Source organism: Enterococcus sp. AZ141 (assembly GCF_051714385.1).
Lineage (GTDB): Bacteria > Bacillota > Bacilli > Lactobacillales > Enterococcaceae > Enterococcus_D > Enterococcus_D entomosocium.
The window spans coordinates 3,439,923-3,452,096 of sequence record NZ_JBIORT010000001.1; the positions used below are offsets into that span (position 1 = coordinate 3,439,923).

General features: G+C 42.7%; 12 protein-coding genes and 1 tRNA gene. 2 read left to right on the forward strand and 11 right to left on the reverse strand.

All coding sequences use genetic code 11. From position 1 onward, the window contains the following. Positions 1–28: 28 nt before the first annotated feature. Genes IGI89_RS15815 through IGI89_RS15825 form a run of 3 tightly spaced genes read right to left on the reverse strand, consistent with a single transcriptional unit; the run spans position 29 to position 4,578 of the window. Positions 29–1,222, reverse strand: a complete 1,194-nt coding sequence (locus tag IGI89_RS15815; protein WP_008381156.1) for a pyridoxal phosphate-dependent aminotransferase — start codon at positions 1,220–1,222, stop codon at positions 29–31. Positions 1,223–1,272: 50 nt separating this feature from the next. Continuing rightward, on the reverse strand, positions 1,273–1,773 hold the full coding sequence (locus IGI89_RS15820) for a cell wall elongation regulator TseB-like domain-containing protein (protein WP_005236934.1): 501 nt from the start codon (positions 1,771–1,773) through the stop codon (positions 1,273–1,275). A 48-nt stretch (positions 1,774–1,821) separates the two neighbouring features. Next, complete coding sequence (locus IGI89_RS15825; RefSeq protein WP_430601524.1) at positions 1,822–4,578, reverse strand: helicase C-terminal domain-containing protein; 2,757 nt, start codon at positions 4,576–4,578, stop codon at positions 1,822–1,824. A 212-nt stretch (positions 4,579–4,790) separates the two neighbouring features. On the opposite strand from IGI89_RS15825, the gene IGI89_RS15830 reads away from it, so the two are divergent. Then, the gene (locus tag IGI89_RS15830; RefSeq protein WP_430601523.1) at positions 4,791–5,561 is read left to right on the forward strand and encodes an SDR family oxidoreductase; all 771 of its coding nucleotides are present in this window, start codon (positions 4,791–4,793) and stop codon (positions 5,559–5,561) included. Positions 5,562–5,659: 98 nt separating this feature from the next. Here the strand turns inward: IGI89_RS15830 and IGI89_RS15835 are convergent, their stop codons facing one another. The 5 genes from IGI89_RS15835 to IGI89_RS15855 all read right to left on the reverse strand — a co-directional run bounded on the left by IGI89_RS15835 (position 5,660) and on the right by IGI89_RS15855 (position 9,834). Then, entirely contained in the window at positions 5,660–6,292 is a 633-nt protein-coding gene (locus IGI89_RS15835) for a YfbR-like 5'-deoxynucleotidase (protein ID WP_008381147.1), read from the reverse strand. A gap of 106 nt (positions 6,293–6,398) precedes the next feature. Further along, positions 6,399–6,599, reverse strand: coding sequence for a cold-shock protein (locus IGI89_RS15840; protein WP_003126918.1), 201 nt, complete (start codon positions 6,597–6,599; stop codon positions 6,399–6,401). Between the two features lie 278 nt (positions 6,600–6,877). After that, positions 6,878–8,002: a baeRF6 domain-containing protein gene (locus tag IGI89_RS15845; RefSeq protein WP_430601522.1), complete on the reverse strand. Its 1,125-nt coding sequence runs from the start codon at positions 8,000–8,002 to the stop codon at positions 6,878–6,880. A gap of 83 nt (positions 8,003–8,085) precedes the next feature. Then, complete coding sequence (locus tag IGI89_RS15850; protein WP_016621256.1) at positions 8,086–8,805, reverse strand: ThuA domain-containing protein; 720 nt, start codon at positions 8,803–8,805, stop codon at positions 8,086–8,088. A gap of 96 nt (positions 8,806–8,901) precedes the next feature. After that, positions 8,902–9,834 carry a DUF7916 family protein gene (locus IGI89_RS15855; RefSeq protein ID WP_438735834.1) on the reverse strand — a complete coding sequence of 311 codons (933 nt, stop codon included), beginning with the start codon at positions 9,832–9,834 and terminating at the stop codon, positions 8,902–8,904. Positions 9,835–9,903: 69 nt separating this feature from the next. On the opposite strand from IGI89_RS15855, the gene IGI89_RS15860 reads away from it, so the two are divergent. After that, positions 9,904–9,975: transfer RNA gene (locus IGI89_RS15860), tRNA-Arg, on the forward strand. Positions 9,976–10,051: 76 nt separating this feature from the next. On the opposite strand, the gene IGI89_RS15865 is transcribed toward IGI89_RS15860, so the two are convergent. The 3 genes from IGI89_RS15865 to IGI89_RS15875 form a co-directional block, all read right to left on the reverse strand. After that, positions 10,052–11,233, reverse strand: coding sequence for a GNAT family N-acetyltransferase (locus tag IGI89_RS15865; protein ID WP_438735835.1), 1,182 nt, complete (start codon positions 11,231–11,233; stop codon positions 10,052–10,054). A gap of 60 nt (positions 11,234–11,293) precedes the next feature. Beyond that, positions 11,294–11,707 (reverse strand): DUF3284 domain-containing protein, encoded by a 414-nt coding sequence (locus IGI89_RS15870; RefSeq protein WP_016613180.1) that lies wholly within the window; start codon positions 11,705–11,707, stop codon positions 11,294–11,296. 193 nt (positions 11,708–11,900) lie between these two features. Further along, complete coding sequence (locus IGI89_RS15875; protein ID WP_005236947.1) at positions 11,901–12,122, reverse strand: hypothetical protein; 222 nt, start codon at positions 12,120–12,122, stop codon at positions 11,901–11,903. Positions 12,123–12,174 lie beyond the last annotated feature (52 nt).

Sequence of the window (12,174 nt, forward strand, 5' to 3'; positions counted from 1 at the left end):
CTAATTAATAAAGGCACCATAGAGCATTTTAAGCTTTTTGGCGCTTCTTTTCAACAAAATCATGGATTCGTTTGGTAGCTTCCGCTAACGTGTCCCAATCAGTTGCATAGCTGATTCGTAAATAATCCGGTGTGCCAAAACCAGCACCAGTCACTACTGCCACGTGGGCTTCCATTAGTAAAGCTTCTACGAAGGCATCAATGGTTTGATAGCCGCACATTGTCATGGCTTCTTTGACATTTGGGAACAAGTAAAACGCGCCTTGGGGTTTCGTCACCTGAAAACCAGGAATAGCGGCAATTAGCGGATATAGTTTGTTCAAGCGTTCTTCGAAGGCCTGACGCATCACTTCGATCGATTCTTGATTACCAGTCAGTGCCTCAACTGCAGCGTATTGGCTAGCAGCCGGCGGGTTGCTGGTAGCTTGGGAAGCGATATCGACCATCGCTTTGATGATTTTTGCATCGCCGACAGCAAATCCGATCCGCCACCCAGTCATAGAATAGGTTTTAGAAACGCCGTTGATCACGATGGTTTGTTTGCGGATCTCTTCTGATAGACTAGCGATTGATGTAAAGGTATTGCCGTTATAAACCAAACGACCATAGATATCATCCGCTATGATCCAAATATTATTTTCCACTGCCCAGTTGCCGATTGCCGTTAATTCTTCTTTTGAGTATATCGCCCCTGTTGGGTTGGCAGGCGAGTTTAAAATGATGGCTTTCGTTTGCTCTGTACGAGCGGCTTCTAATTGAGCAACAGAAACTTTAAAATCTGCTGATTGCTTAGCTTCAACAAACACAGGTGTCCCTTCTGCTAAACGGACTTGTTCCGCATAACTGACCCAGTAAGGAACTGGAATAAGTACTTCATCCTCTTCATCAAGAAGCGCTTGAAACAACGTATACAAAGCAAATTTCGCGCCATCTGTCACGATCACTTGGTTTGAATCATAGTCAGCACCATAAAACTCTTTCATATAAGCAAGAATCGCCTGTTTTAGCTCTGGAATCCCAGCAGTTGCTGTATAAAAACTAGCTTTGCCGCTCTCAATCGCTGCAATCGCTGCTTGGCGAATGTTCTTCGGGGTAATAAAGTCGGGCTCACCGACGGTTAGACTTAATACGTCTACACCTTGGTCTGCTAATGCTTTTGCCTTAGCAGATGCCGCTAACGTAGCGGAGGGTTCTAATTTTTCTGCTCTTTTTGAAAGTACCATGTTTATCATCCTTCCTACGATCCAAATTTCTGTCTATCAAAAGCGCCTTTTTATAGTTCAGTGACCGCTTTGATTTCTTCTCCATCTTTGAAACCAATCAAATAATAGTTCAAGCGGCCTTGGTCGTCTTTAGTCATGACTTCCCAAGCGGGCTCGCCTTTAAAAATACCCAATGCTGCTTTTTGGATTTCCTGCCCTTGATGGTTGTCGCGAACGAAGGCCTTGGCCTGTGCTTCCGTCAATCCATCCCCTTGATTAAAAACGGAAACCTTTTCGCCGCTTTTAGGAATGATCACGACGATCTCATTGTTATTCGTATCTTTTCCAACAATGCTAAAAGATGTTTCCTCACGGGTGAACCAATAAAATTGTTCGACCTCTGCTAAATCGGTGTATCTTTCTGCTATTTCGATCGCTTCGTTTCTTGCTTGCCGCATTGGACGAGAAGAACGGAGATAGAAAATAGAAGCGAAGAGAATAACGACCAGTAAAACCGTGATCGCACTCAGCAAAATAATCACTCGCCGATGTTCTTTGTCTTTTGTTTTCACACTTCGTACTCCAATCTTAAATAAAACTCATTATATCAGATGTTCGACTCATTTTTCAAAATCAACCGCCGCTTTTTCCTCTTGCGCAAAAAAATGTTGAATATCTTCGGCAATTTCGGTTGGACTAGCTTCAATCAGAGGTAAGTTTTTAGGTAGACCTTTGACCATCCGTTTGCCATACTTCGTTGATAACAAGCGTCGATCAAGGACGACCATCACGCCTGTATCCTCTTCAGAACGGATCAAGCGCCCCAACGCTTGGCGTAGCCGTAGAATCGCTTTAGGTAAGGCATCTTCTTTGAAAGAATCGATGCCTTCTGCTTCCAAGAAGGCATGCCGTGCTTGGACCATTGGTTGCTTAGGATTCTCAAAAGGTAAGCGAGTCACCACAGCGATCTTCAAGGCCTGACCTGGTAGGTCGACCCCTTCCCAAAAACTGCTAGTCCCTAATAAGATGCCATTTTCCGCTAATAAAAATTTCTTTAAGATTTTCTCACGGGTTCCGCCAGTTCCTTGAGCAACGATTTCTCTGCCATAATGCAGGGCTTTTTTATTCAATCGATCATAGACATTTTTCAAAGTTTCGTGCGCCGTAAACAACACAAGCGCTGGTTGCGGATTGTCAAACAAAATTGGGACTAACGCTTCGACTAAATAATCCGCGTATTCAGCAGCTGATGCTTGTTGGATCGAGAGTCCTTTTTTAACTACATAGAGTCGAGTTTGTTTGCTGTAGTCATAAAAAGCGGGGATCGTTTTGACTGGCACATCGGTCAAGCCGATCTGATGGGCAAAATATTCTTTTTTTCCTGGGATCTTCAATGTCCCCCCAAGATAAATGATGTGCTGATAGCGTTGATACCACGTGCTTTCCACGATCGAATGCCCTTCTAGATCAGCTAATTCAATCACAGCATTTCCTGACTGGGGATGCTTTTTCAACCAATGAACGTAACGAGGATGCCACCAAGTCAACCATGCGGTCACCGTTTGTTCCTGGGTTTCCATTTGACCAAAGAAATCAAACAAACGAGCAATCACGATTCGTTGTCTTGCATACCACCGATCATTGGTCAACTCGAATCGCTGACGCAACTGTTGTTGGATCTCATTGATTTCTTGATAGTAAAGGCTCAATTTCTGATGCAGCTTGTCTTGTTCTAACGTGCCATCATAGAGGTCGTCATGGTGCACGACTTGTAGCTCTGGCGCATCGATCGACAAACTGCGAAAATACTGTTCTTGTGTTTCGACCAAGATCGACAACGCGTTTCGATACAACGAGAACATCCGTTGCAGAAAGTCATCCTCGGTAATGATTTGGGCAATTTCTTCAAATAGGCCTTCTTCATTTAGCTGTAAAAACTGCCGCTTGAAGTGAGCAGAGTCAAAGACATGTTGACTAAAGCCTTCTGCTTGCTGCGGCAACTGTTGGGCTTCATCAATCAATAAGTAATCACTCGTTGGCAACAGTGGCTGCGCTCGCCGGTTTTCCTGCATCAAAAAGGCATGGTTGACGATCAAAACATTGCTTTGCGCCATCCGCTTATATAAATGTCGAACAAAATCTTGTTCATAGAAGGGTTGATCTTTGGCTAAAAAAGCAACGCCGCGATGGCGGATGTCGGTAAATAAAGGATGATCAAGTCGAACCAAGTTCAATTCATCGAAATCCCCCGTTTCTGTTTTAGTCAGCCAAACTAAGATCCCCATTTGGTATTGCGCATATTGCTTTTGCTCTATCGGTTGATCAAGGGTCGCTTTAAAACGCTGCAAATCAATGTAATGACGATGACTTTTGACCAAAACTGCTTGCAAAGGTTGCTGCAGTACTTGGTTTACCAAAGGAATGTCTTTGTTGATGATTTGATTTTGCAATAGAATTGAAGAGGTACTAACGATCAACGGATTTTCTGGTGTCACTAAATAGGCGGCTGGAAACAAGTAACCAATGGTTTTCCCCATGCCTGTTTCTGCTTCAATGATCAGATTTTTCTCTGGCTGGGTGTAATGCGTATACACTGCATTCATCAAGCGTGCTTGTTGTTTCCGATAGACTAAGTGCTGGCCAAAGCGCTGTTCTTTTTCCGTTTTAACTTTCGGATACGTTTCTTGAAAATGCGTAGATTCAAAAAGCGGGACGGTCTTTTTCCGCAATACGATACCGTCGATCACTTCTAAATCTTCTGCCAACTCTGGGCCTTTTTCTTTTAAGATTCCATGGATATAGTCACTCGTTTGCATGCCCATTTGACCGCTTAAAAGCGCAATTTGTTTAAGGGTCGTTCGGGGCAGTTCTCGCATGATCGCTTCGATATACAAAAATAAAGCTGCGGTCACTTCTGCATCACTATCAGCTTGATGCGGGTTATCATGACGAAAGCCGATGCTATCTGCCAGATCGCCTAAACGAAAGCTGCTTTCTGTTGGTAGAAACACTTGCGCCAATTCCACCGTATCGATTCCGGGAAGTGATAAAGGCGGTAGCCCGCAACGCACAAATTCATTGCTTAAAAAATGATAATCAAAATAAATATTATGCGCCACAAAAATCGTGTTGCTGAGTAAGTTATAGATCGTATCAGCTACGTCTTCGAAATATGGCGCTTTGCTTACTTGTTGGTTTGTGATGTGTGTCAATCGTTGAATTTGCTTAGAAATTCTGCGGTCAGGGTTGATATCTGCGGCAAAACGATTGATGATCTTGCCATCTTGGACTAAGACACAGCCAAATTGAATAATTCGATCAATCGTCGAATCGGTTCCTGTTGTTTCAAGATCCACCACAGCGTATATGGGTTTCATTGTATTCCTCCTTGCACACTGTCTGCATTATACTACAAAATCAATGGCGATTACATCTGTTTTCCCACTAGATAAGAGGGTTCTCGGGAGGTAAAATTAGAAAACCAACCATTGGCGTTTCCTAGCTGAAGAAGTTTGTTGCTGTTCGCTGATCGCTTTTTTCGACAAAAAAAGGGATCTTTTTTATAATTTACTGTAAGGAGGCGAAAAAAATGAATGATTTCAAAAACAAACGAGTGATTATAACGGGGGCTGCTTCAGGGATTGGAAAAGCGGTGGCAGAACAATTTCTAGCACAGGGCGCACTTGTTGGGTTAATTGATCGCAACGAAGAAGAGCTGCAGGAGTTTCTTGCTGACTATCAAGCACAAGCCCATTATCGAGCGGTTGACGTCACTGAAGCGGATAAGCTGCAAGAAGCAATGAGTGGTCTTGTAGAAGAACTAGGCGGTCTCGATGTACTCCATGTCAATGCCGGCATCAACGGTACCTGGACACCGATCGAAGAGCTGACAGTGGCAGAATGGGATCAGACGATCAACACAAACTTACGTAGTACCTTTATTACCGTCAAAGCAGCCATTCCCTTTATGAAAACGAACGGTGGCAGCATTGTCATTACGAGTTCAGTCAATGGAAACCGCATCTTCAGCAATTTTGGTGCGACTGCTTACAGTACGTCTAAGGCAGGTCAAGTCGCCTTTACAAAAATGGCTGCGCTGGAACTTTCTGGTTATAATATTCGGGTCAATGCCATCTGCCCTGGGGCGATCGCGACGAATATCGATGCCAGCACAGAAATTGAAGAAGAGGTTGCTCGCGTTGAGATCCCCGTCAAATATCCAGAACGTTCTCGACCATTAAAGCAAGAAACAGGCGTGCCAGAACAAGTCGCCAACCTTGTGCTTTTTCTATCTTCAGAGGCTGCCGGCAATATTTCTGGAACGGAAGTCTATATTGATGGAGCAGAATCTTTGCTTTAATCCAACAAAAAAACGAAAAATCAAACCTGATCCCCTCACTTGTTTCATTGAAGCCCTTGAGATGGATCATTTCTTGATTTTTCGTTTTTTCGTTTGGGTTATTTTTCCACCAAAGCCGCGATTTCTTCTAGAAAAGCAGTCTTGCCATAAAAATCTGCATTTAGTAACTCTGGAAAAATGGCTTCAAAGAAATAAGTGACACACGGACGATGCTGAAACTCTTTGACGGTTAAAACGGCCTCTCGAAACATTTCTTTGTATACTTTATCTGGGTTGCTTTTTGAGATCTCTTCAAAAGATTCATACAAAAGATCGATCTTATCCGCAATTGCTAATAGCTGCCCTTCAAGGCTGTTGTCTTTGCCATCCGCTAAGCGTCTGCGATACGTTGCTTGAAAGCTTCCTGGAATTTCTTCTTCGATGAAGGCATCGGTCATTTTTTCTTCAACGGTTGATAACATTGCCCGCAATTCTTTGTTCGCATATTTGACCGGCGTTTTGATATCACCGATGAAACGTTCAGTGTAATCATGATTCAAGGCTTTTTCGTAGAGAATTTGCCAATTGACTTGATTCCCCGCCTTTTCTTCGATATCAGCTAAGGTCTGGGCAATCATCGTTACTCGAAATGAATGAGCAGCTACACTGTGCTCAGTAAACTTAAAAAAACCCGGCGCTCGTTGGATCTTCTCTAAATTAGCCAATCCGAGAATAAATTCATTCAATCCCATAAATGTGCCTCCTTTTTTTAAGAGTATAACAACTCCTTTGTCTGCAAGCAACTATCTCGCGCACAAAAAAAGAGCAGCTAAGCTGCTCTTAAAAGGCATTCACTAATTATGCTTTGTTAACGTTAGTCGCTTGAGGGCCACGTTGTCCGTCTTCGATATCGAAAGTCACTGCTTGACCTTCTTCTAAAGTTTTGAAGCCTTCGCCTTGGATAGCTGAGAAATGAACGAATACATCGTTACCGTTTTCTGCAGTGATGAATCCAAAACCTTTGTCTGAGTTAAACCATTTAACTGTACCTGTTTCCATAATAAAAATCCTCCTTGTGTTTATACACATATTTTGCAATTACTTGTATAAGGTGAAAATGTGGAAGATGTTTAAGATGAAACAAGCTACCATAATTTACCGTAACAAAAACTACACTTTGTATTATAGCACATTATCTTCATTATGACTAATAGAAAATCAAAAAAAATGAAAACGCCTTTATTTTTTTATAATTCGCAAAAAGACTGCTGCATTAAAGATCTGCAACAGCCTTCTCTTTTTTGGAAACGATTTATTGGCTAACGACGCAACTGCGTTTAGTAGCGCAAAATCGCCGTCAAACTTTTTTCTCCAGGGGCATCTTTTTGTTCCAAGATAGATACCTCACCGCCGTTCTCTAAAACATCGATTGCCAGTGTATTTAACACTTGCCGCCGATCGTACTCTGTATCAGGATCTTCTCCAAAACCATCGGCGAGATTTGAGGTAGCCACAAACAGATAGGCGATCCGGCCTTCTTTGGCTGCAGGCACGATATCAACCAATTGGTCAATAAATTTTCGATCCAACAGCTTGCCGTATTCCCCAACTTCTTTTTGTGTCAACTCCGCAATCAGCTTTTGCGTACACGTTTGGATCTCTTTCAAGGATAACGATGCTGGGGAAGAGGAAATACTTGGTTCTGCTTTGAAAAAGTTCGTTTTTGCCACTTTTTTAAACAGCGTTTGATTTTCTGGTAATGCAAACAGATACATTGGTAAATGCTCTTCATTTGAAAAATCATTCTTGAAAAATGCATCAACTGCTTGGTAGTAGTTGACGTGATCGATCTCGACTTCTTCATCTTTGGCACTAAAGCCGTGATAAGCAACGCCTTCTCCCCCTGAGTTAGGGCCACCTTGAGCACTGTAATTAAAGTTACCACCACCAGTGACTTCTTCCCCCAGCGCTTTTTCAATCGTCGTCGGTGCCTCTTCTGGCAACTCGACTTCACGCACTTGATTGTTTTCAACTTGATAGACTTGCATTGAATCGCGATTCAACGCTAAGAGATAAAATGGGTAATTAAATTGTGCATTTTTGATGACAGCTAATACATAAGGGGTTTCCCCTACGTAATATTGATCATCCACACGAATACTTAACCGATGGACCAGTACCTCTTCTGGGGTGATAATCACCGCCACACTTGTTGTACTGTTGCGCCAAAATGATTGATCTGCAAGCAGTTCATCAATTTTCATTTGAAAAAGATCCCAAGAATGTTCTGGGTATTTCTTTTCAAAGCGGCGCTTCGCATCTTTGGCAAAGTTCTTAAATTTGATTTGATCCTTTTCGACATTCTGGTGGCCGACATGCGTATTGAGCATGATCGTGACAAATGGTCCTTTGATTCCGTCAGATATTACCTGCGATAAAAAACTTTTTCCAAATTTTCCCATTCCACATTACCTCCTGCTTAATCAAATACAAATAAAGTGTACCATGCTTATTTTCTTCCATAAAGTAAAACGATTGCACGCGTTTATTTCCTCATTCGTTTTTCTGATGACTCACTATACTGGCTATTTTTCAGCGGATCAGCCAATGTATTTCTGGTGGCCCATAGAAAGCCTCGTTTGGTCCAAGTCTGAATGGTCGGCTCTTTCAGCTCTTTTAGACTGTGTCCAACGGATTGGAAAAAGACTCTGCCCTTGCCCCATTTTTTGATCCACATCATTGGCAGTATGACTTCTTGGTTAGCTGCATTCGGATGATCTTTAGCGGCAAATGTTGAGGTAGCTAACACAGTGACGGCTGGATCAACCAAGCAATAGTATTGCTCCGTCGTCAACTGAGGGATCGATTGCGTATTTGCCGTAATATAGTGATCTGTCGTAAGATCGATGCTATAGGTCGTTTCCAAGCCACCAGGATGTGCCAAAAAACAGCCACCAGTCAGAAACAACCAGCCTTTACTGGCTTGAAAAGCCGAAGCAAAGCCGCCATGAACTCCTGCTAATCCTAATCCTTCTGCTACAGCCTGAGTAACATTTTGCAGCGGCTCATCAGGCAATTCTCCTCGCGTCCAATTCATGATCAACAGATCCAGCCTTTTTAATTCTTCTTTATGATAGAGAGGTTCAAAATCTGAGGCGAGTGTCACCTGATATCCTTCTGACTCCAGCAACGTTTGGTAAAACTGACTGGTCTCTTTTGGGGCGTGTCCTTCCCAACCTCCATAAATGATCAATGCTTGTTTCATTTTGTGTTCCCTCCTTTCTTTCTAACTTAGCGAAAAAAATGCAAAAAGCGAAGCAGAACGATTCTTCGCTTTCCTTCGCTAGTATTTTTTTCTGATTTAACGGTTGATTGAACGCCCGACACGATTGATCGTATGGCGCATGCCTCTAATCGCAACCGATGTTTCAAAAATATTTTCGGTCGGTGCCATGCCGCCATAGCCGGCATCACCGATATGCTGCAGATCGACCCCACAGGTTTTGTTGATAATGGCTAATTGCCACAACGTTTCTGGACGTGCGCTTTCTTGACTCGTTCCGATCGCTGACATCGTCAATAAGTCATATTGTTTGGCAATTTGAACAGCTTCAATCAGATCCTTTTCTAGAAAGCCTTGAATCGAGCCAACGGAAGGCAGTAACAAAATATCTGCCCCAGCTTCAGCGTAAGAAATGATGGCTTCTCGATCAACCACAGGCTCATCTGAGCCGGCACTGTGCATTTTTCCAGCGATGATCAACCCAGAGAAATGTTCTTTTGCCAATTTTACTGCTTTAGCGATTTCTCGGTTGGTCACACCTGTTCCAGGATTGCCTGTAAAGCAGAGAAAGTCCACCCCGAGTTCTTGGGCTTTTTTGATGGTGTCAACCGAACTTGTTCGGCCTTGACTGATGCTGATCTTTTCACTCATCATCTCCGTCGTAGCTGGGATCGGCTCAAGATTGATGCCGACAGGTCGTCCAATCAGTTGTTTTAGTTGAGGAATCGGGTTTTCAATCGGTTGTTTAGGATCAAGCAGCTGCTCCAATGTGATACCAGGCATCCCAAAAATAGCTGGGCGATAACAATCAAACCCATTCAACAAAATTAAGTCAGCCCCAAAAGCTGCCGCGACTTCTGCGTTGGTGATATCGCCAGCTTGCGGCATGGTTTGAACCACCGTTTCACAGACGATTACTCGTCCTTCGCTCGCTTTAATGGATTGTTTCAATTCTTGCGCCGACATTTCTTTGATTTCACTATAGTTTGCACTTATCAATCGTTTGACCATGTTTTTCTTCCTTTCTTTTCCTTCTCATCTTGCGAGAAACACGAATAACAGGTAAAATATAGCTATTGTGTTCCCTTAGTTAAATGGATATAACAAGTCCCTCCTAAGGATTAGTTGCTGGTTCGATTCCGGCAGGGAACGTTTTTTGAAGAAAAAGATTCCTTATTTTTAAGGAATCTTTTTTTGTTAGAAAGTGAATGCGTCTGTGTCGATTTGCTTAGAAATAGTCTTCCAATAGTGGTTTTCCTGTTGGCAAGTTTTCCTGAATCAACACTGCAGCTTCCTGGTCCGTTTCCATTTGCTGGAAAAAGACCAGAGAATCGAGGGATTGTGCCTGCAAGAACAGCTGCACAAAACGCTGAATCGACAAGGTTGCTTTTGGCAGCTTGGTGGCCGTCGTTTTCGTGACCTGATGCTGAGCGTTTTCGATTGTCACTTCATAACACCCATTATTCCATGGGGCATATTCATCCCCTTGAATTTCTATGGCAAAACGACCAGCTTTTTTCATCGTAAATGGATAACTTTTTAGAAACCCTTCCACATCGATGACGCGCGCCATCATGTCCGGGCGCACTTGGTAGTGAGACAATGGTTTGGCCGCGTTTGCTTGTAGGACTTCCCCATCAAACCCTGGTCGATAGTTAATCTGTGCTACTGAATCTGCATGGGAGACGATAAACCGATTAAATCCTTGGTAAGCATTCGCAGTCAAATAGCCCCACTCTTGAATATCGAAACGTCCTCCCTCGATAAAGTAAATCAAGTAGCCTTCAGGGACCCCTGCTTCATTGCGATAAATCGCAAACGTATACGGTCGGCGCAAAACAAACTTGATTTCTTCCCACCAGGGTTGGCGAATCAGTCCGCCCTTTTGATGGCGCGGCAATTGATGATAAATCTCGTGAATGATCGGCTGTGCTTCCTCCCAATTCATGCGTTGAATCGTTCCATTCACTTTCTTGCCATCGGGCCATTGATGCGCATCGACTTCATAAACCGCCCGTTCAAAAGTATACTCATACCCATATCTGCGATAAAACGCAAAGGAGAAAGGTGCCAGATAGGAAAGAACGATTTTTTGTTCATAGCAGTCCTTAATGATTTGTTTCATGATCCGATCGATCCGACCTTGGCTGCGATACTCTGGATACGAAGCCACAAAACCGATCCCTGCCATCGGATAACTCGTTCCATGAAAGTTCACATCAAAAATCGTTGCCATGATTTGGCTCGCCAATTTTCCATTCCCATCGTAGGAACCATAATTCCAAGAATTTTCCGCAAGCTTGCGATAGCGCTTGATATTTGTTTCATTCAATTCCCACTGAAAGGCATAAGAAACCAAGTCCAGTCCTTCTTGCGAACCAAATTCGGTCATTTTTTTGACATCTGTCATTCCTTCATCTCCTCTACTTGAAAACACGCAAGAAACGCAAAAAAGGCGTCAGTCGACCCCTTAATATGCTTCTTCCATCATACTCAACATTTTTTTAAATTGCTTGCGTTTGAAATATCCTAGAATCGTACCTAAGAGCATGTCATTTAATTGCTGAATCATGCCTTCAGAAGTCATTTTTTCTTCATAATGCAAGTTGCAGTGCGACTCGTCTATCGCTTCGATCTGATAGTGTACACGGAAGGTATTTTTTTTCGTCGCCGTTTGGAACGCATAGGCTTGATTCTTCTTGACCGTTTCGATTGTTATGGTGGCATTACTATCTTTATAAAACTGTTTAAGATAGCTGTATCCTTCTAATTGCTCTTCAGTAAGTGTTTGATCTGTCGCTTGTTTAATATCATGTAAAACGGAATCGATGATCGTCTTATATAAAAAGTCAGCGGGTACATTCATTTTTTTAGTGATTTCCATCTTGCGCCTCCTTGTCTTTCTTGTTGCGTTTGTGTCCAATTGAAGCCATGATTCCTCCAATAGCCATTAGAATGACTGACGTGATGAGATTCACCCAGTGGTATTCACCTGACTGCGCGTTAGCGCTGTATATAAATAACATACTACCGATGCTTATAAAAAACAATCCATTTTTAAACATGATATCACCTCACTATTGACTAACGACGTTAAAGTATAGTACTCGACCCCAATCAGTATTTTTGATTGCGTCTTTGGCAAGTTTCGCTGCTTTTTCTTTGTCTTCTGCCGTTGTTTCAAAAATCAACTGAATCCCTTTTTTTTCTTTAAAGGTATACTTGATCTCACCTTCTGTCAAAGACTCAAGTAATGCTTTGATGTTGTCTTGTTGCATCGCGGAATTTACAATAATCATTTTTTCTCCTCCTAAAAAAGATAGCTAGATGGGTGAAGCCACCCATCTAGTT